The sequence below is a fragment of the Luteimonas sp. MC1782 genome (assembly GCF_014164605.1).
Lineage (GTDB): Bacteria > Pseudomonadota > Gammaproteobacteria > Xanthomonadales > Xanthomonadaceae > Luteimonas.
In genome coordinates this window covers 65,233-84,524 of the sequence record NZ_JACJFT010000001.1, presented here as the reverse complement: position 1 = coordinate 84,524, position 19,292 = coordinate 65,233, and the positions used below count along the sequence as shown (strand labels likewise).

Sequence of the window (19,292 nt, the reverse complement as noted above, 5' to 3'; positions counted from 1 at the left end):
AGTCTAACAAGCTTGCCAGCCCTCCCGCCTGCATCGCCCCGCTCGATCTGCCTGCTGCGCCTGTCTGCGCTGGGCGACGTGACCCACGTGCTGCCGCTGGTGCACTGTCTGCAGGCTGCCTGGCCCGGCGTGGAGCTGGCCTGGATCATCGGCAAGGGCGAGCAGCGCCTGCTCGAAGGCCTTCCCGGCGTGGAGTTCGTGGTCTACGACAAGAAGACCGGACTGCACGGAATGCGCGCGCTGCGTCGTGAACTCGCCGGGCGCCGGTTCGACGCGCTGCTGCTGATGCAGCTCGCGCTGCGCGCCAACCTCCTGTCGACAGGCGTGCACGCGCGGCGGCGCATCGGTTACGACCGCGCGCGATCGAAGGAACTGCATGGCCTGTTTGTCAATGAACGCATCCGCGGAGCCGCCGGCCCGCACGTGCTGGATGTGCTTGGCAGCTTCAGCGAGCCGCTGGGCGTGACCCGCGGCAAGGTTGAATGGCGGCTGCCGGTGCCCGATGAAGCGCACGCCTGGGCCCAGGCGCAATGGCCGCGCGACGCGGCGCCGACGCTGGTCATCTCGCCCTGCTCCAGCCATGCACGCCGCAACTGGCGCGCCGACCGTTACGCCGCCGTGGCCGACCATGCCGCGCAGCGCGGCTGGCGGGTCGTCCTCTGCGGCGGCCGCAGTACGCTGGAACGCGACACAGGCGACGCCATCCTGTCCGCGATGCGGGCGCCGGCACTGGACCTGATCGGCAGGGACACGCTGAAGCAGCTGCCCGCGCTGCTGGCCCGCGCCGACCTGGTCATGACCCCCGACTCGGGCCCCATGCACATCGCAAATGCCATGGGCGCCAAGGTGCTGGGCCTGCACGCCGCCACCGACCCGCGGCGCAGCGGTCCCTATTCCGACATCCGCTACTGCGCCGACCGCTACGACGACGCGGCGCGGAGATACCTCGGCAAGCCCGCCGCGGAGCTGGCCTGGGGTACCAAGATCGAGGCGGACGGCGTCATGGACCTGGTGACCGTCGACGACGCGATCAGCGCGTTCGAGCGTCGCCGCGCCGACCTGCGTCAGCCAGGCACGCCCGGGCTGTAATCCTCGTACGACTTTTCCTCGACGTAGCTCGAGCCGAGCGCGAGGTTGATGTCCTTCTTGATCCGCGCGCGCACGTCGTTCTGCACGTAGACGCTGCGCGCGAGGGCGATGAACTCCTCGTCGAAGGCCTGGGCCTTTTCCTTGAGGCGGATGTCGTCCTCGATCACCCACAGGCGCTCGTTCACCGCCTTGAGCTCGGCCCGCAGGCGCACGATGTCGCCACCGGCGGCCGGGTGCGCCATCCAGGTCTTTTCCAGCGCCGACAGCTCGTTGCGCACGTTGGCCAGCTTGGCCGGATCGGTCATGCGTTCGGACTTGATCTGCAGGATGGCGATCTTGTCGAGCAGCTCGCCGAACGAGACGGGCACGGAAATTTCGGACATGGGTCTCTGGCTACGGACGTCAGGGACGGCCAGTGTACGCGTTCGTCTTGTGGCCCCCGCCGGTGACCCGTATCATTGCGCCCCCGGCCCTCGCGGTCGGGAACCGGAGAGGTGGCAGAGCGGTTGAATGTACCTGACTCGAAATCAGGCAGGCGTTTATAGCGCCTCGGGGGTTCGAATCCCCCCCTCTCCGCCAGATACGCAAGAGCCCCCGCAAGGGGGTTTTTGCGTATCTGGCGGCGTTCGAAGTTCCACACATTGCCGTGTGCCATCATCCCTCCACCACCACGCCGCATCACACTGCATGCCCGCTGACCTGTTCCGCGCTTCCACGCCGTTCTTCCTGACAGCCACCCCCGGAGCCGAATCGGCCCGCGCATGATCGAATTCGGCCATCTCACCCATGTCGGCTTGCGGCGCGAGCTGAACGAAGACACGTACTACGGCGACAGCGAGCTCGGGCTCTGGCTGGTTGCCGACGGCATGGGTGGCCACGAGTACGGCGAGGTCGCCAGCGCGCTCGCCCGCGAGGCGATCGTGCGCGAGACCCGCCAGGGCACGCCCCTGCCGCAGGCGATCCGCATCGCCGACGAGGAAATCATCAGCGCGTCGCGCAAGCGCCAGGACGCCTTGCCCATGGGCACCACCGTGGTCGCGGCGCGGATCACCGGCAACCGCTTCGAAGTCGCCTGGGTCGGCGACAGCCGCGTCTACGTCTGGCACGAAGGCAAGCTGGCGCAGCTGTCGCAGGACCACAGCTATGTCCAGGAACTGATCAGCCAGGGCGCGATCAGCATCGACCAGGCGCGCAGCCATCCGCACCGCAACGTGGTGACCCAGGCGCTGGGCGTGACCGACCCGCAGGCGCTCAACGTCGAGACCATGTCGGGCGAACTCTCGCCGGGCATGCAGCTGCTGCTGTGCAGCGACGGCCTGACCGAGGAAGTCGACGACAACGGCATCGCCCGCGTGCTGGCGCACACCGAATGCAGCGCCCAGGAGTGCGTGGACGGCCTGGTGGCCGCGGCGCTCGACGGCGGCGGCTCGGACAACGTCACCGTGGTGCTGGTGCGCCGCCACTGACCCGGTGCGGCGGCGTCAGGCCGTCGCGTGCTCCGCCAACTCGTCTTCGACGTCCCAGACCGCCCGCCCGGCGCGCTTGCGGATCGTGGCCAGCCGCGCCTCGTGCGCAGCCATGTCCGTCATGCCCACCGCCACCCGCGGCCGCGGCGCATCGCTCGCCGCCGGCGGCATGCGCATCATCGCCACCTGCTGCGGGTCCGTGTCCGATCCGGCCAGGCCGAGTTCGGTCTGGCCCGCGGTCATCGCCAGGTAGGCTTCGGCCAGCAGTTGCGCATCGAGCAACGCGCCGTGCAGTTGGCGATGCGAATTGTCGACACCCAGGCGCCTGCACAGCGCATCGAGTGAATTGCGTTGGCCCGGGAACCGCTGGCGCGCCATTTCCAGCGAGTCCAGCACCGCCGCCCGATCGCGGATGCGGCCATAGCCGTCACCGAGCAGCGACAGCTCGTGGTCGAGGAAGCCGAGGTCGAACGCGGCGTTGTGGATCACCAGCTCGGCGCCGTCGATGAACGCCAGGAACTCGTCGACGATCGCCGCGAACTTCGGCTTGTCGGCCAGGAATTCCAGGGTCAGCCCGGTGACTTCCTGCGCCCCGGGCTCGAACTCGCGCCCGGGGTGGATGTACTGCTGCCAGGTGCGCCCGGTGGGCCGGCGCTCGACAAGTTCGACGCAGCCGATCTCGACCACGCGGTTGCCCTTGCGCCATTCCAGGCCTGTGGTTTCGGTATCGAGGACGATCTGGCGCATGGCTTCCCGGGCGGATTGGGGTGGGGGGTGGGGCGTGGGGCGTGGGGCGCGGGGCGTGGGGCGTGGGGCGTGGCGCTTAGCGTGTGCGGGTCAGCGCAGCGCGGCGGCGGCGGCGGCCTTGAACTTCACTGCTTCATCGCGTGCCAGCACATCGACGCGCTCGTTGTCGGGGTCGCCGGAGTGACCCTTCACCCAGCGCCAGTCGATGCTGTGGCGGCCGGTGGCGGCGTGCAGGCGCTCCCACAGGTCGCGGTTCTTCACCGGATCGCCGCCGGAGGTCTTCCAGCCGCGGCGCACCCAGTTCTTCATCCACTCGGTGATGCCCTGGCGCACGTACTGCGAGTCGGTGTGGAGGGTGACCTCGCAGGCCTCGGTCAGCGTCTCCAGCGCCACGATGGCCGCCATCAGCTCCATGCGGTTGTTGGTGGTCAGCGCTTCGCCGCCCGCGAGGACACGCTCGCGCGCACCGTAGCGCAGCAGGGCCGCCCAGCCTCCGGGGCCGGGATTGCCGAGGCAGGCCCCGTCGGTATGCACCTCGATCGACTTCATGCCGCGCTCGCTCCCTGCGGCATCGCCAGGACGCGTGCCTGGCGGACCGGGGTCAAGGGCATGGCGCGCTTCTCGGCGCGGACGAGGTACGCGGCGCGGAATCCGGCACCGCTTTGCTCGCGCAGGTCGCCCTCGGTCCGCCAGCGCGGACCGATGCCATCGGACACCGCATCCGGTTGCAGGCCTGCGGCGCGCAGTCGCCGCCGCCACACCAGGGGTTCGGATGCGCGCAGGCCGTGGCCGAGCCAGTGCCAGCGGTAGGGCGACAGCGGATTGAGCAGGAACATCACCAGCCGGCCCCCGGGCACCAGGATGCGCGCAGCCTCCTCGAGCAGCGCGCGGCCACCGTCGTCGAGCGTGGCGACATGCTGCACAACCACCGTGCCGAACGCCTCGCTGGGCAGCGGCAGCGGCAGGCTGCAGCTCACCTCGCCCCGCCAGCCATCACCACAGGGCGACAGCGCCAGCCCGCGCCGGCCGGCGGGCCGGAGCGGCGGCAGCGGCGCCAGCCACAGCCAAGGCTGCGCCGGGCGCTCCGCGAGCGCACGTTCGACGGCGGATTGTTCGCTCTGCAGCAGGGCGCGGCCCGGCGTGCTGGCGAACCACAGGATGGCGGGAGCGGGTTGACCGGTCCGGAGAGGCAGGGGCATGGTCGCCATTCTAGACGCCCCGCCCGACAAGGTCCCCGGTCCCATGCAGTCGCTTGCCCTGCCCGCCTTCGCCGACAACTACATCTGGATGCTGCCGGACCTCGCCGGCGCGGGCGCGCTGGTGGTCGACCCCGGCCAGGCGGGCCCGGTCCTTGCCGCGGCCGATGCCGGGCTGCGGCCAACGGCGGTCCTGCTGACCCATCACCACGATGACCACGTGGGCGGCGTGCCCGAGCTCCTGCAACGTTGGCCCGGCCTGGCGGTGTATGCGCCGGCGGACGAGCGCATCCCCTTTGCCTGCTCCCGGGTGGGCGGCGGCGACCGGGTCGAGGCCGGTGGGCACGGCTTCGATGTGATCGCCGTGCCTGGCCATACCGTGAGCCACATCGCATTCCACGGCCACGGCCACTTGTTTTGCGGGGACACACTCTTCAGTCTCGGCTGCGGCCGCCTGTTCGAGGGGTCACCCGGGCAGATGCTCGCTTCCCTCGATCGGCTGTCCGCACTGCCGGGCGAAAGCCTGGTGTGTTGCGGCCACGAGTACACGCAGTCGAATGCCGCCTTCGCGAAGGCCGTCGACCCGGACAATCCGGCGCTTGAGCGTCGCATCGATGAGGTGACCGCCATGCGCCAGGCCGGACAGCCCACCCTTCCCGTCACGCTCGCCAGCGAGCGCGCCTGCAACCCGTTCCTGCGCGTCGACGCGCCCGCCGTCCGCGCCGCCGTCGCGGCCCATGAAGGTCGCGGGGATCTCGATCGGGTCGCGACCTTCGCCGCACTGCGGCGCTGGAAGGACGGTTTCCGCGCATGACGCGCGCTTCAGGCTGCGCAGCCACGCTGCTGTTGGGCGTGCTGCTGTTGGCAGCGTTGCCCGCAGACGCCCAATCGCCAACCGCGGGCACGCAGGCGGCGCCGACCGTGCAGCTGGCGGTGCCGGCCAGCGGCAAGCCCGACGCGCATACCGGCGTCGACATCTACGAGGCGTTCGTCGGCGGCCTCGGCCAGCCAGCCTGCGAAGACGCGAGCCCGCGCTGGGAGTCGCACTTCGCGCACGTACCGGCGCAGCTGGCGGCCGTCGACAGCGAGGTGCTGCCGCTGTTCGGCTATGTCGTGGATGCGCTGCGCCAAGCGCACCTGCCCACCGAATACGCGCTCATCCCGTTCGTCGAAAGCGGCTACCGTCCCGGCGCGCGCAGTGCCAGCGGCCCCGCCGGCCTGTGGCAGTTCATCGCCCTCACCGCGCGCAACCACAGGATCCCGATGCGACCGGGCTTCGACGGCCGCCTGTCGCCGGTCGAGGCGACCCGCGCCGCGGTGCGTTACCTGAAGACCCTGCATGGCATGTTTGCCGGCGACTGGCGGCTTGCGGTGATGGCGTTCAACGCCGGCGAATACCGCGTGCTGGGTGCGCTCAAGCGCCACGACATGCGCGCCGCCAACGCCCGGCCGGAAGCACTCGAGAGCCTGTCCGGCATCACCCGCGCCTATGTGGTCAAGCTGCACGCGCTGTCGTGCCTGATGGTCGAGGCCGGGCGCCAGCGCGACTTCCGCGAAGCACTGGACCGTCCGGTGGCGCGCCTGGTCGCGATCGAACTGCCCGCCGACGCGGCCAGCCTGGACGCCTTCGCCGCCCGCCAGGGTCTCGACGCGGCGCGCCTGAAACGCCTGAATCCCGCCTTCGCTCCACAGGGCTCGAGCCGTGCGGGCGGCGTGCACGTACTGGTCCCGGCCGCGGCCGCGACCGCACCCCGGGGGGCCGTGGCAAACTAGGCGCTTCCGCACAACATCGGGTCCAACCACACCATGGGATTCCTGCAGGGCAAGCGCGCACTCATCACCGGCATCGCCAGCCAGCGCTCCATCGCCAACGGCATCGCCGAGGCCATGCACCGCGAGGGCGCCGAGCTCGCCTTCACCTACCAGAACGAAAAGCTCAAGTCGCGCGTCGAAGACGTCGCCGGCCGGCTGGGTGGCGGGCCCGTGTACCCGCTCGATGTCGCCGACGACGCCCAGATCGAGGCGCTGTTCACTGCCCTCGGCCAGCACTGGGACGGCCTGGACATCCTGGTGCACGCGATCGCGTTCGCGCCGCGCGAGGCGATCACCGGCCAGTTCCTCGACGGCCTGACCCGCGAGAATTTCGCGTCGGCCCATGACATCTCGGCGTATTCGCTGGCGGCGCTGGCCAAGGCCGCGCGCCCGATGATGCAGGGGCGCAAGGGCGCGGTGCTGACCCTGAGCTACCTGGGCGCGGTGCGCACCCTGCCGAGCTACAACGTGATGGGCGTGGCCAAGGCCAGCCTGGAAGCCACGGTGCGCTACCTGGCGCTCAACCTCGGGCCGGAGGGCACGCGCGTCAACGCGATCTCGGCCGGACCCATCAAGACCCTGGCGGCGGCGGGCATCGGCGGGTTCCGCAAGATCCTCGGCCATGTCGAGGCCTACACCCCGCTGCGCCGCAGCGTGACCATCGAGGACGTCGGCAACGTCGCCGCGTTCATGTGTTCGGACCTGGCGGCGGGCGTGACAGGCGAGGTGACGTATGTGGATGCCGGCTACAACATCGTCGGCATGACCGGGCTGGAAGACGCGCCTTCGGCCGACTGACCGCGACACTGCGCCAGCAACGAAAAAGCCCGGCCTGAGCCGGGCTTTTTCATGCAGCGCGGAGACGCCGGGCGCAGGCTACAGGCGCGCTTCGACGATGCTGATGTTCATGCGCCGGCGCAGGGCCCGCAGCATGGTTTCGGCATCTTCCTGGCCCGCCATCTGCGCGAACTGGCTGGCCAGCATGGCGCGCTCCTGCGGACTGGCGTCCTGCGGGTTGCCGGGCGTGACATTGTCGACGGTGAACAGCACGATGCTGCCATCGTCCTGCACGAGCTTTCCGACCGAGGGCTTGCCTTCGACGGGTCCGGCGGCGGCGAAATAGGCGTCATTGGCCTCCGCCGACGGGACAGGCATGCCGCGACGCGCGCCGGGCACGCTGGCGTACTGCCAACCCGCGGCGGCGGCGATGGCCGCGAGCGATTCGCCGCCCGCAATGCGCGCGACATCGGCATCAGCCCTGGCGATCGCCGCGGCGCGGCCACGATCGGCGCGGATCGCCGCCACGACCTGATCGCGCACATCGGCCAGCGGCAGCTCGCGCTCCGGCTGGTGCGCCGTCACCCGGATGAGCACGCTGTGCGAGGGACCGATCTCGATCGGATCGCTGACGGTGCCGTCCTGCACCAGTGCGTCCGAGAACGCGGCGCGCAGCACGGCGGGATGGGCGGCGATGCCCTGTGCGTCGCCACGCGTGAACGGGCCCAGCTTCTGCACCGGCAGCTTCGCTTCGCGCGCGGTCGGCGCAAGCGAACCGGGGTTGCGATAGACCTGGTCCACCAGGCGGCCGATCAGGTCGTTGAATGCGCGCTCGCCGTCGGTCGCCGACTGGGCGGCGGCCAGTTCGTCGCGCGCCGCTTCGAACGGCACCGACTTGCCGGCACTGACTTCGCGCAGCTGCAGCACGTGCCAGCCGAAGTCGGTCTGCACCGGCGCGCTCACCTGGCCGGGCTGCAGCGCGTACAGCGCGGTGTCGAACGCATCGCCCATGGTGTTGCGCTCGATCCACCCGAGGTCGCCACCCTGCGCCTTGGAGCCTTCGTCATCGGACTCGGCGCGCGCCACGGCCGCGAAATCCGCGCCTGCGGCCTGGACCTTCGCGGCGATCGCTTCGGCGCGTGCCTTGGCGGCGGCCTGCGCCGCGGCATCGGCGCCTTCGGGCACGCGGACCAGGATGTGCGACGCGAGCCGCTGCTCCGGCTCGACGAAGCGTGCCTTCTCCTGCTCGTAGCGCGCGCGCAGCGTGGCCTCGTCCGGCGCGGCCGGCGGCGGCAGCTTGCTGCCCTCGACCTCCACGTACTCGATGGACACCGACTCGGCTGCGCGGAAATCGCCGCGATGGCTCGCGTACCAGCCCTGGATGTCGGCCGCGCTGATGGCGCCGGTATCGGGCTGCGGCGCGGGCACCACGGCGAAGCTCACGTCGCGCTGTTCGCCGAGCAGCACCATGGTGCGGTCGAGCTGCGCCTTGGTGATGAACGCCGATCCCGCGACCTGGCGCGGCAGCATCAGCATCTGCAGGTCGGCGCGGATCTGGTCGTCGTACTCGCGCGGCGTGCGCGAAGGCACCCGCGACTGCAGCACCAGCTGGTAGCGCTGCGGATCGAAGCGACCGTCAACCTGGAAGTCCGGGATCGACTGGATCACCTCGGCCACCTGGGCGTTGCCGACCTCGATGCCGGCATTGCGCGCCGCGAGGCGCAGCACGGCCTGGTCGACGAGGCTGTCCAGCACGCGCAGCTTGTTGTCCATCGCCTCGAACTCGCGGCCGTCGAACGCTTCGCCCTGCTGCTCGCGCGCCTGCTGGCGGCTGCGCTCGAATTCGCTGCGGAAGGCCTCGGGCGAGACCTCCTCGGACGTCCAGAACAGCTTGCGGACGGGCCATGCGTCGGGTGCCGACGGCCACCATGCCGGTGGCGCCTGCACCTTGGCGGCGTAGTTCGCGGAATTCTGGAACAGGTACTGCTCCATTCCGAAGAACGCGAATGGCACCGCCAGCAGGATGACGATGGCGACGGCGATCCAGCCGGAGGTCTTGTCTCGAAGGGCTTGCAGCATGTGTCGGCACGCGGGAATGACGTAGCCGCGCAGTCTAGCGCATGGCTCGCCGAAGCGCTCCGCATCCGCGGCCACGGACCGCAAAAGAAGAAGGCGCCCTTTCGGGCGCCTTCGGGTGTAACTGGCGGAGTGGACGGGACTCGAACCCGCGACCTCCGGCGTGACAGGCCAGCATTCTAACCAACTGAACTACCACTCCGCTTTTTTGAACCTTGTACGAGCATCAGACCTTGGTGGGTGCTGAGGGGATCGAACCCCCGACCCTCTCCGTGTAAAGGAGACGCTCTACCGCTGAGCTAAGCACCCAAGCGGGTCGCTTAGTTTACGGCATCCTTCAGCGCCTTGCCAGCCTTGAAGACCGGATTCTTTGCGGCGGCGATGGCGATTTCCTCGCCGGTGCGCGGATTGCGACCGGTGCGGGCGGCGCGCTCGCGGACCTGGAAGGTACCGAAGCCGATCAGGGCAACGGTGTCGCCCTTCGACAGCGCCTTGCCCACCGACGACAGCACGGCGTCGACGGCACGCGCGGCATCGGCCTTGGACAGGTTGGCTTCGTCGGCGACAGCCTGGACCAGATCGTTCTTGTTCATGTGTTCGTTGCTCCCTGCGCGGCCCGCAAGCCGCTCGAATGAGATGGCGGGCATGTTGGCGGCGGGCCGCTCGCATGTCCGGTGTCGCGTGCGATGGAGGTCGCGATGCGCAGCGCGACTTTATACCAGCGCGATTTTGCCTGCGCAAGAAAAACCCGCTTCCATGCGTGCGTTCTGCTTCCCTGCGGACCGGTTCGCCGAGCCGATCAATGCTTGACGGCGACGCGCGGCGTGCTCTTGCGCGTGCGGCGCGGAGGCGCCGGCACCGCTTCGATCGCCGCCGCGGGTTGCGACAGCGGGCGTTCAAGCGCGAGGTCGAGTACTTCGTCGATCCACTTCACGGGAACGATGCGGATGGTATCGGTGACCGACTTCGGCATGTCGACGAGATCCTTGCGGTTCTCGTCGGGAATGATCACCGTCGTCACGCCACCACGCAACGCGGCGAGCAGCTTTTCCTTCAGCCCGCCGATCGCGGTGACCTTGCCGCGGAGCGTGATCTCGCCGGTCATCGCCACGTCGGCGCGCACGGGCACGCGGGTCAGGGTCGACACCAGCGACGTCGCCATCGCGATGCCTGCACTGGGACCGTCCTTGGGCGTCGCGCCGTCGGGCACGTGCACGTGGACGTCCTGCTTCTGCAGGAAATCGAGCGGGATGCCGAGCCCCTCGGCGCGCGCGCGCACGACCGACAACGCCGCCGACGCCGATTCCTTCATGACATCACCGAGCTGGCCGGTGAGGATCAGCTGGCCCTTGCCCGGCACCAGCGTGGATTCGATCTGCAGCAGGTCGCCACCGACCTCGGTCCAGGCGAGGCCCGTCACCAGGCCGATCTCGTTGTCCTGCTCGGCACGGCCGAAATCGAAGCGCTGCACACCCAGGTACTTGTCGAGGTTCTTCGCGTTGACCGTCAACACGCGCGCCTTCTTCTTCTGCGGACCGGCGAGCGCGATCTCCTTGACCACCTTGCGGGAGATCTTGGCGATCTCGCGCTCCAGGTTGCGCACACCGGACTCGCGCGTGTAGTAGCGCACGATGTCGCGCACTGCGTCCTCGGCGATCTTCAGTTCGCCTTCGCGCAAGCCGTTGGCCTTCATCTGCTTGGGCAACAGGTAGCGCATGGCGATGCTGACCTTCTCCTCCTCGGTGTAGCCGGGCAGGCGGATCACTTCCATGCGGTCGAGCAGAGGCCCCGGGATGTTGAGCGAGTTGGACGTCGCCACGAACATCACTTCGGAAAGGTCCAGGTCGACCTCCAGGTAATGGTCGTTGAATGAATTGTTCTGCTCCGGATCCAGCACTTCCAGCAGTGCCGAAGACGGGTCGCCACGGAAGTCCATCGACATCTTGTCGATCTCGTCGAGCATGAACAGTGGATTCTTCGTGCCGACCTTGTTGAGGTTCTGCACGATGCGGCCCGGCATGGAGCCGACGTAGGTGCGGCGGTGGCCGCGGATCTCGGCCTCGTCGCGCACGCCGCCGAGCGACATACGCACGAACTTGCGGTTGGTGGCCTTGGCGATCGACTGCCCGAGCGAGGTCTTGCCGACGCCCGGCGGGCCCACCAGGCACAGGATCGCGCCCTTCATCTGCTTCACCCGGGTCTGCACCGCGAGGTACTCGAGGATGCGTTCCTTGACCTTCTCCAGCCCGTAATGATCCGCATCGAGGACGTCCTGCGCGACCTTGAGGTCCTTGCGCACCTTGCTGCGCTTCTTCCACGGCACGCCGAGCAGCCAGTCGAGGTAGTTGCGCACCACGGCAGCCTCGGCCGACATCGGCGACATCTGCTTGAGCTTGCTGAACTCGTTGCGCGCCTTGGCTTCCACCGCCTTGGGCATGCCCGCCTCGGCGATCTTGCGGGCGATCTCCTCGATGTCGTTCGGCGCGTCGTCGATCTCGCCGAGTTCCTTCTGGATCGCCTTCATCTGCTCGTTGAGGTAGTACTCGCGCTGCGACTTCTCCATCTGCGACTTCACGCGGCCGCGGATGCGCTTCTCCATCTGCTGCACGTCGATCTCGCCGTCGACGAAGCCGACCAGCATCTCGAGCCGCGCGGCGACGCCGACGGCCTCCAGCAGGCGCTGCTTGTCCGCCAGGCGCACGCCGAGGTGTGCCGCGATGGTGTCGGCCAGGCGCGACGGCTCGTCGATGCCGGCAAGCGTCTGCAGCAGCTCGGGCGGCAGCTTGCGGTTGGTCTTCACGTACTGCTCGAACAGCGACATCAGCGAGCGGGCGATGGCCTCGACCTCGCGCGGCTCGCGGTCGGCGGCGGTGTCGACCACCGTGCCGCTGCCACTGAGCGTGCCGTCGGTTTCGCGGACGTTGGACACCGTCACCCGCGAGACGCCCTCCACCAGCACCTTGATGGTGCCGTCCGGCAGCTTCAGGAGCTGCAGGACCTGCGCCAGGGTGCCGACCGCGTACAGGTCGTCCACCCCCGGATCGTCGGTCTCGGCGGATTTCTGCGCCACCAGCAGGATCTGCTTGTCGCCTTCCATCGCCAGGTCGAGTGCGCGGATCGACTTGTCGCGGCCCACGAACAGCGGGATGACCATGTGCGGGAACACCACGACATCGCGCAGCGGCAGGACCGGCAGGTCGAGGGTGGGCTGATCGGGGGGGCTCATCGCTACTCCTGGAGGACGCGCGGCCTGGTGGCCGCATGGCCCTGTTTATGGGGTTCGGCGGGAACGGATGCAAGCACCGTGGACGCGCGTGGCGCCAGTGTGCTCAGGGGGCTCAGCGCGGCCCTGGGGTCGCGGGACCGAGGCGGGACGCCCGGCCAACGGCCATGCCCGGGCGCGTGGCCCGGGTCATTCCACCTGAACGGACAGGCAGGCGCAGCGCCTGCCTGATGCCGCGACCGCCTGTTTCAGTCGCCCGAGGCGGCCTTCGGCGCGGGGACGGCCGGGGTTTCGTAGATCAGGTACGGCTCGGACTTGTGCTCGATCACCGACTCGTCCACCACCACCTTGCTGACGTTTTCCAGCGACGGCAGGTCGTACATGGTGTCGAGCAGCACCGATTCGACGATCGTGCGCAGGCCGCGCGCGCCGGTCTTGCGCTTGAGCGCCTTGCGGGCGATGGCGGCCAGTGCGTCGGGGCGGAACTCGAGCTCCACGCCTTCCATCTCGAACAGCTTGCGGAACTGCTTGGTGATCGCGTTCTTGGGCTCGGAGAGGATCTTGACCAGCGCCGCCTCGTCCAGCTCCTCGAGCGTCGCGACCACCGGCAGGCGGCCGACGAACTCGGGGATCAGGCCGAACTTGATCAGGTCTTCCGGCTCGACGTCGGCCAGCACCTTGCCGATCTCGGTCTTGCGCTCGGAGCTCTTGAGCTTGGCGCCGAAACCGATGCCGCTGGAGTCCGTGCTGCGCTGCTGGATGATCTTGTCCAGGCCGGCGAACGCGCCACCGACGATGAAGAGGATATTGCGGGTGTCGACCTGCAGGAACTCCTGCTGCGGGTGCTTGCGGCCACCCTGCGGCGGGACGCTGGCGACGGTGCCCTCGATGAGCTTCAGCAGCGCCTGCTGCACGCCCTCGCCCGACACGTCACGGGTGATCGACGGGTTTTCGCTCTTGCGCGAGATCTTGTCGATCTCGTCGATGTAGACGATGCCCTGCTGCGCCTTCTCGACGTCGTAGTCGCATTTCTGCAGGAGCTTCTGGATGATGTTCTCGACGTCCTCGCCGACATAGCCGGCTTCGGTCAGGGTCGTTGCATCGGCCATGGTGAACGGCACGTTCAACAGGCGCGCCAAGGTCTCGGCGAGCAGCGTCTTGCCGGAGCCGGTGGGACCGACCAGCAGGATGTTGGACTTGGCGAGCTCGACCTCGTCGTTCTTGGAGCGGCTCTCGATGCGCTTGTAGTGGTTGTACACGGCCACGGCGAGCGTGCGCTTGGCGCGCAGCTGCCCGATCACGTACTGGTCCAGGACCTCGAGGATTTCCTTCGGCTTGGGCAGCGAGCTGCGCGCGGACTGCGCCTTCTCCTCGAGCTCCTCGCGGATGATGTCGTTGCACAGCTCGACGCATTCATCACAGATGAACACGCTCGGGCCCGCGATCAGCTTGCGGACCTCGTGCTGGCTCTTCCCGCAGAACGAGCAGTAGAGGATCTTGCTGCTGTCGCCGGAACGGCCCTGTCGGTCTTCGGTCATGCTCTCGTCAATCTGTGCTGCGATGGTCGGTTTCGAGAATAGCACCCGCGCCCGGGGCCGCAAACGCACCGGACGGCGGGTCCGCGGCTGGTTGGCCGCGGGCTGGCAGGGGCTTGAGCCCCGATCAGGCAGGCTGGATGGAGTCTTCCGGGCGGCGCTCGAGGACTTCATCGACCAGCCCGTAGTCACGGGCGGCCGCGGCGCTCTTGAAGTTGTCGCGCTCGGTGTCGTGGGCGACGGTTTCCAGCGACTGGCCGGTGTGGCGGGCCAGGATCTCGTTCAGGCGCTGCTTCATCGACAGGATCTCACGGGCGTGGATCTCGATGTCCGTGGCCTGGCCCTGGAACCCACCGAGCGGCTGGTGGATCATCACCCGCGAATTCGGCAGCGCGTAGCGCTTGCCGGCGGCGCCCGACGCCAGCAGCAGCGCGCCCATGCTGGCTGCCTGGCCGACGCAGATGGTGCTCACGTCGGGCTTGATGAACTGCATGGTGTCGTAGATCGCCATGCCCGCCGTGACGATGCCGCCCGGCGAGTTGATGTACAGGTTGATGTCCTTCTCGGGGTTCTCCGCCTCGAGGAACAGCATCTGCGCCACGATCACGTTGGCCACGTGGTCGTCGATGCCGCCGACCAGGAAGATCACCCGCTCCTTCAGCAGGCGCGAGTAGATGTCGTACGCGCGCTCGCCGCGGCTGGTCTGTTCGACCACCATCGGAACGAGGTTGAGGGCCTTGGTCTGCATGCTCATGGGGATTCCTGTGCGACGGTCGCGGTCACGCCTGCGGCGCGATCGCTTCCTGGAAGGTCAGCTGCTGGTCGGTGTGCCTGGCGCGCTCGGCGATCCAGTCGATCACCTGCTCCTCCATCACCCGGTTCTGCAGTCCACCCATAAGCTGGGGATCGTTGCGGTACAAGTCAATGACCTGCTGGGGCTCCTCGTAGGTCGAGGCGATCAGGCGCAGGCTCTCGTCGAGGCGCTTGCGGTCGAGGATGAGCTGGTGGGTGCGCGCCACCTCGCCGACCAGCAGGCCGACCAGCACGCGCTTGCGCGCCGGCTCCATGAGCTCGAGGTGCGCATCGGCGGGGATGGTGACTTCGCGGCCCTGGCGGCGTGCCTGCTCCGCGACCTGCGCAGCCAGCGCGCGCGCCTCCTGCTCGACCAGCTTCGGCGGCAGCTCCACGTGGGCGTATGCGGCGACCAGCTGCTCGCCGACGGCGCGGCGCAGCCGGTTCATCAACGCGTTCTTCAGTTCACGGTCGAGGTTGGTGCGGATGTCGGAGCGGAACTGCTCCATCTCGCCGCTCTTCACGCCAAAGCTCTTGATGAACGCCGCATCCACTTCCGGCATCACCGGCTCGGACACCTGCTCGGCACGCAGGTGCACCTGGGCGGTCTTGCCGGCCAGCTGTGGGACGCGCCAGTCGGCCGGGAAGTTGACGTCGACCGTCTTCTCGTCGCCCTTGGCCATGCCCAGCAGCGCATTCTCGATGTCGGCGAGCATCGCGCCCGACCCGATCACCGCCACGCCGCGCTCGACGCCTTCGGCGGGGAGGCGCTCGTCGCCGATCTGCGACCAGGTTTCGATGTCCACCGCGTCGCCCGCCTGCGCACCACGGGTCACCGCGGACCAGCTGCGGCGCTGCTGGCGCAGGTTCTCGATCATGCGGTCGATGTCGGACTCGGTGACCTCGGCCACGTGGCGCACAACGTCGAGCCTGGCCACGTCGATCTCGCCGAAGTCGGGTACGACCTCGAACGTCGCGACGTACGCCAGGCCTTCCTCGCCACGCTCGATGCGCGGCTGGCCGGCGATGCGCAGCGCGTTGTCGCGCACGGCGGCATCGAAACCTTCGCGCAGCATGCCGTCGAGGACCTCGTTGCGGACCTGCGCGCCGAAGCGCTGCTCGATCACCTTCGCCGGCACCTTGCCGGGACGGAAGCCCTTGATGCGCGCGGTGCGCCCGATCTCGCGCAGGCGGCCGCCCACCTGGTCCTCAAGCCGGTCAGCCGGCAGGCTGAAGGTCATCTTGCGCTCGAGGTTGCCCACCGACTCGACTGAAACTTGCATACCCACTCCTGCCACCGCGGACGCCGCCACGGATTGTGTTGATGGTGTAGCCGGCGGGCGGGCACAAGGCCTGGTCCGGGCGGCGGAACGGAACATTTTGGCGGATTCCGGCCGCTGCCGCCAGCACCGCCGGCGGCTGGCCCGCCGGGGCCCGGGTGGTGCGAAAGGCGGGACTCGAACCCGCACGCCGTGAGGCACTGGTACCTAAAACCAGGGCGTCTACCAATTCCGCCACTTTCGCCTGCTGCCCGCCGCCGTTTCCGCGGCGGGCAAAAAAAAACGCCCGGCAGTGCCGGGCGCCTTCGGATTGGTGGGCCGTCAAGGATTCGAACCTTGGACCTATTGATTAAGAGTCAACTGCTCTACCAACTGAGCTAACGGCCCGAACGCGAAACTTTACCGCAAGGCCCGGCCGCCTGACAACCACGACCGCATGCCGGAATACTGGGGTGGAAGACGGGATTTGAACCCGCGACCCCCGGAATCACAATCCGGTGCTCTAACCAACTGAGCTACATCCACCATTGAAACCGATGCCGCCTGCCTGCCTGGCGATCACGCCGGGCCGGCAGCGCCAGCGGGCGCGCATTGTAGCGCGCTCGACGGGCGATGTGTCACGCCCGCCGCAAACGCCAGGTCGAGTTGGCGCGCCCGGCAGGACTCGAACCTGCAACCACCGGCTTAGAAGGCCGGTGCTCTATCCGTTGAGCTACGGGCGCAGGTGCGTGGCGTGCGGAGCGGCGCGCCAAGGAACGGCGCCTGCCGGTGGTCGGGGTAGAGGGATTCGAACCCCCGACATCCTGCTCCCAAAGCAGGCGCGCTACCAGACTGCGCTATACCCCGCCGAGTGCGGACCCGCCGGCGTACCGGACGGGAGTCCATTGTCGGGAGCGCCCCGCGGAGTGTCAACGCAGGCCTTGCCGCGCCTTCAGCCGGCCCCACATGGCTTGTGACCGCGTGACGGCGTGTATCCTCGCGGCAGCCAACTCCATCTGATCCGGGGGATCATCACATGCGCAGCGGAAATCCCGTCCTCTCCGACTCCACGTTCCTCGACCTGGGCAGCGGCACCGTCGTCACCCGGGACGCCGGCGCGATGACCCTCAACGGCACGATCAACAAGACCGCCTTCCTGCTGCTGCTGACGGTGCTCACCGCGGCCTTCGCCTGGAGCCAGGCGTTCAGCGCGACGGGCGAGCTCGCCCCCGGCTTCTCGGTCTACGTGTGGGGCGGCGCCATCGGCGGCTTCGTGATCGCCATGGTCACCGTGTTCAAGAAGGAATGGTCGCCGGTCACCGCGCCCCTGTACGCGCTGGTCGAGGGCTTCTTCCTCGGCGCGATCTCGGCGATGTTCAACCACATGTACGAAGGCATCGTGATGCAGGCGGTGCTGCTGACATTCGGCACGCTGTTCGCGCTGCTGTTCGCCTACCGCTCGGGGCTGATCAAGGCCACCGAGAACTTCAAGCTGGGCGTGGTCGCGGCCACCGGCGGCATCGCGCTGGTGTACCTGGCCAGCATCGTGCTGCGCATGTTCGGCATCAACATGCCGTTCATCCACGACAGCGGGCTGATCGGCATCGGATTCAGCCTGTTCGTGATCGTGATCGCGGCGCTCAACCTGGTGCTGGACTTCGATTTCATCGAGACCGGTGTCGAAAAGGGCGCACCCAGGTACATGGAGTGGTACGGCGCGTTCGGCCTGATGGTGACGCTGGTGTGGCTGTACATCGAGTTCCTGCGCCTGCTGTCGAAGCTGCAGTCGCGCAACTGACGCCTGCCGCACGGCGTCACCGTAAAGGGCGCCTCCGGGCGCCCTTTCCCATGGCGTCAGGTGCCATCGCCCGGTGCGGCGCGGGGTGGCGTGGGCACGCGCCTGGGCCACGCCATGAACCCGATGGCCACTACCGCCAGGATCCAGCAGTAGTAGACCGCGCCGCTCAGCGCAACCGGCGACACCGACGCAAGCGAGGCCGCGAGCAGGATCTGCGCGCCATACGGCAGCAGGCCCTGGGGTACGCAGGCGAAGATGTCGAGCACACTGGCCGCGCGTGGCGGGCTGATGCCGTGGCGTGAAGCGATGTCCTTGGCCACGCCGCCGCTCACCAGGATCGCCACGGTGTTGTTGGCGGTGAACACGTCCGCGGTGGCGGACAGCGCGGCGATGCTGAACTCGCCGGTGCGACGCCCGCGATGGCCCCGCGCGAAGCGCGCGATCACCTGCGCCAGCCACTCCAGCCCACCGCTGGCCTTCATCAGCGCACCCAGGCCGCCGATCAGCAACGACAGCAGCAGGATCTCGACCATGCCTTCAAACCCGATCCAGACGTCGCCGGCAAACTGCACCACGTCGTAGTCGTTGCCGAGCGCCAGCCCGAACCCGGCCGACAGCGCCAGGCCGATCGCAAGCACGACCAGCACGTCCAGGCCCAGCAGTGCCAGCACCAGCACCAGCGCGTAGGGCAGCGCCAGCCAGGGCGACGCGGAGACATCGGCAGTGACCGGTGCCGAATCGCCCAGGAACGCGAGCAGCACCATGGTGGCCAGCGCCGCCGGGAGCGCGATCCTGAAGTTCTCGCGGAACTTGTCGCGCATCTCCGCGCCCTGGCTGCGCGTCGCGGCAATGGTGGTGTCGGAGATGATCGACAGGTTGTCGCCGAACATCGCCCCGCCGAGGACCGCGCCCAGTACCACCACGCGATCAAGACCCGAGGCATCCGCCACGCCGAGCGCAATCGGCACCACGGCCGCGATCGTGCCCATGGACGTGCCGATAGCCAGCGAGATCAGCGCCGCCAGCACGAACAGGCCCGGCAGGATCAGCCCGGGCGGGAGCGCACCGATGCCCAGCGCCACCACGGCGTCCACCGCGCCGATCGCCTTGGACACATACGCGAACGCGCCCGCCAGCAGGAAGATCAGGCACATCATCATGATGTTGGGATCACCCATGCCGCGCAGCAGGATCTCGCCGGCCGGCAGGCCCCGTCGGTGGGCCAGCCACGCACCCAGCCCCAGCGCCGGCAGGATCGCCACCGGAGCGCGTAACTGGTAGAAGCCCATCGCCTCGCCCTGGGCCGTGAAGTACAGGCCCGCGCCGAAGAACAGCGCCAGGAACAGCAGCAACGGGGTCAGCGCGAGCGCGCTGGGACGGACTTCCATCGCTCTATCCGGATAAAGGGATCGGCGATTGTGGGGCGTGGCAGCGTCCCTGTCGACGCGCGCCACAGGATGACGTCGTTCCAGAAACGGAACGGGCGCCGAAGCGCCCGTCCAATTGCAATGCTGGTGCCGTG

General features: G+C 68.6%; 17 protein-coding genes and 8 tRNA genes. 7 read left to right on the top strand and 18 right to left on the bottom strand.

Features of this window, described 5'->3' with window-relative positions:
* The first annotated feature begins 12 nt into the window (after window positions 1-12).
* Entirely contained in the window at window positions 13-1,089 is a 1,077-nt protein-coding gene (locus H5368_RS00425) for a glycosyltransferase family 9 protein (RefSeq protein ID WP_220486454.1), read from the top strand.
* Here H5368_RS00425 and H5368_RS00420 read toward each other — a convergent pair.
* Window positions 1,065-1,472, bottom strand: coding sequence for a DUF6165 family protein (locus H5368_RS00420; protein ID WP_182820454.1), 408 nt, complete (start codon window positions 1,470-1,472; stop codon window positions 1,065-1,067). The two genes, H5368_RS00425 and H5368_RS00420, sit on opposite strands and share 25 nt — an antisense overlap.
* Window positions 1,473-1,577: 105 nt before the next feature.
* On the opposite strand from H5368_RS00420, the gene H5368_RS00415 reads away from it, so the two are divergent.
* Window positions 1,578-1,668, top strand: a tRNA-Ser gene (locus tag H5368_RS00415).
* A 182-nt stretch (window positions 1,669-1,850) separates the two neighbouring features.
* Complete coding sequence (locus tag H5368_RS00410; protein WP_182820453.1) at window positions 1,851-2,555, top strand: protein phosphatase 2C domain-containing protein; 705 nt, start codon at window positions 1,851-1,853, stop codon at window positions 2,553-2,555.
* A gap of 15 nt (window positions 2,556-2,570) precedes the next feature.
* On the opposite strand, the gene dnaQ is transcribed toward H5368_RS00410, so the two are convergent.
* From dnaQ to H5368_RS00395, 3 genes are all read right to left on the bottom strand, one after another.
* Window positions 2,571-3,302 (bottom strand): DNA polymerase III subunit epsilon, encoded by a 732-nt coding sequence (dnaQ, locus tag H5368_RS00405; RefSeq protein WP_182820452.1) that lies wholly within the window; start codon window positions 3,300-3,302, stop codon window positions 2,571-2,573.
* Window positions 3,303-3,392: 90 nt separating this feature from the next.
* A complete protein-coding gene (gene rnhA, locus H5368_RS00400; protein ID WP_182820451.1) occupies window positions 3,393-3,851 on the bottom strand; it encodes a ribonuclease HI in 459 nt (152 codons plus the stop codon).
* The gene (locus tag H5368_RS00395; RefSeq protein ID WP_182820450.1) at window positions 3,848-4,501 is read right to left on the bottom strand and encodes a hypothetical protein; all 654 of its coding nucleotides are present in this window, start codon (window positions 4,499-4,501) and stop codon (window positions 3,848-3,850) included. The genes rnhA and H5368_RS00395 overlap by 4 nt, the downstream gene beginning before the upstream one ends.
* 43 nt (window positions 4,502-4,544) lie before the next feature.
* Here H5368_RS00395 and gloB point away from each other — a divergent pair, with 43 nt between their 5' ends.
* From gloB to H5368_RS00380, 3 genes are read left to right on the top strand one after another with little or no spacing between them, the layout of a single operon-like run.
* Window positions 4,545-5,312 (top strand): hydroxyacylglutathione hydrolase, encoded by a 768-nt coding sequence (gloB, locus tag H5368_RS00390; protein ID WP_182823612.1) that lies wholly within the window; start codon window positions 4,545-4,547, stop codon window positions 5,310-5,312.
* Complete coding sequence (locus tag H5368_RS00385; RefSeq protein ID WP_182820449.1) at window positions 5,309-6,271, top strand: lytic transglycosylase domain-containing protein; 963 nt, start codon at window positions 5,309-5,311, stop codon at window positions 6,269-6,271. The genes gloB and H5368_RS00385 overlap by 4 nt, the downstream gene beginning before the upstream one ends.
* Before the next feature lie 33 nt (window positions 6,272-6,304).
* Window positions 6,305-7,108, top strand: coding sequence for an enoyl-ACP reductase (locus H5368_RS00380; RefSeq protein WP_182820448.1), 804 nt, complete (start codon window positions 6,305-6,307; stop codon window positions 7,106-7,108).
* A 78-nt stretch (window positions 7,109-7,186) separates the two neighbouring features.
* On the opposite strand, the gene H5368_RS00375 is transcribed toward H5368_RS00380, so the two are convergent.
* The 13 genes from H5368_RS00375 to H5368_RS00315 all read right to left on the bottom strand — a co-directional run bounded on the left by H5368_RS00375 (window position 7,187) and on the right by H5368_RS00315 (window position 16,839).
* Window positions 7,187-9,166, bottom strand: a complete 1,980-nt coding sequence (locus tag H5368_RS00375; protein ID WP_182820447.1) for a peptidyl-prolyl cis-trans isomerase — start codon at window positions 9,164-9,166, stop codon at window positions 7,187-7,189.
* Between the two features lie 122 nt (window positions 9,167-9,288).
* Window positions 9,289-9,365, bottom strand: a tRNA-Asp gene (locus H5368_RS00370).
* 32 nt (window positions 9,366-9,397) lie between these two features.
* A tRNA-Val gene (locus tag H5368_RS00365) sits at window positions 9,398-9,472 on the bottom strand.
* A gap of 11 nt (window positions 9,473-9,483) precedes the next feature.
* Window positions 9,484-9,810, bottom strand: coding sequence for an HU family DNA-binding protein (locus H5368_RS00360; protein ID WP_182820446.1), 327 nt, complete (start codon window positions 9,808-9,810; stop codon window positions 9,484-9,486).
* Between the two features lie 152 nt (window positions 9,811-9,962).
* Window positions 9,963-12,389 carry an endopeptidase La gene (gene lon, locus H5368_RS00355; RefSeq protein ID WP_182820445.1) on the bottom strand — a complete coding sequence of 809 codons (2,427 nt, stop codon included), beginning with the start codon at window positions 12,387-12,389 and terminating at the stop codon, window positions 9,963-9,965.
* 245 nt (window positions 12,390-12,634) lie between these two features.
* Window positions 12,635-13,924 carry an ATP-dependent Clp protease ATP-binding subunit ClpX gene (gene clpX, locus H5368_RS00350; RefSeq protein ID WP_182820444.1) on the bottom strand — a complete coding sequence of 430 codons (1,290 nt, stop codon included), beginning with the start codon at window positions 13,922-13,924 and terminating at the stop codon, window positions 12,635-12,637.
* A 124-nt stretch (window positions 13,925-14,048) separates the two neighbouring features.
* A complete protein-coding gene (gene clpP / locus H5368_RS00345; protein ID WP_182820443.1) occupies window positions 14,049-14,675 on the bottom strand; it encodes an ATP-dependent Clp endopeptidase proteolytic subunit ClpP in 627 nt (208 codons plus the stop codon).
* Between the two features lie 25 nt (window positions 14,676-14,700).
* A complete protein-coding gene (tig, locus tag H5368_RS00340) occupies window positions 14,701-15,996 on the bottom strand; it encodes a trigger factor (RefSeq protein WP_182820442.1) in 1,296 nt (431 codons plus the stop codon).
* Between the two features lie 156 nt (window positions 15,997-16,152).
* A tRNA-Leu gene (locus H5368_RS00335) sits at window positions 16,153-16,237 on the bottom strand.
* Between the two features lie 67 nt (window positions 16,238-16,304).
* Window positions 16,305-16,380, bottom strand: a tRNA-Lys gene (locus tag H5368_RS00330).
* Between the two features lie 61 nt (window positions 16,381-16,441).
* Window positions 16,442-16,518, bottom strand: a tRNA-His gene (locus H5368_RS00325).
* 121 nt (window positions 16,519-16,639) lie between these two features.
* A tRNA-Arg gene (locus tag H5368_RS00320) sits at window positions 16,640-16,715 on the bottom strand.
* A 47-nt stretch (window positions 16,716-16,762) separates the two neighbouring features.
* Window positions 16,763-16,839 (bottom strand) — tRNA-Pro (locus H5368_RS00315).
* A 169-nt stretch (window positions 16,840-17,008) separates the two neighbouring features.
* On the opposite strand from H5368_RS00315, the gene H5368_RS00310 reads away from it, so the two are divergent.
* Window positions 17,009-17,770, top strand: a complete 762-nt coding sequence (locus tag H5368_RS00310; protein ID WP_182820441.1) for a Bax inhibitor-1/YccA family protein — start codon at window positions 17,009-17,011, stop codon at window positions 17,768-17,770.
* A gap of 56 nt (window positions 17,771-17,826) precedes the next feature.
* Here H5368_RS00310 and H5368_RS00305 read toward each other — a convergent pair whose 3' ends face one another.
* The gene (locus H5368_RS00305) at window positions 17,827-19,158 is read right to left on the bottom strand and encodes a Na+/H+ antiporter NhaC family protein (protein WP_182820440.1); all 1,332 of its coding nucleotides are present in this window, start codon (window positions 19,156-19,158) and stop codon (window positions 17,827-17,829) included.
* Window positions 19,159-19,292: the final 134 nt, after the last annotated feature.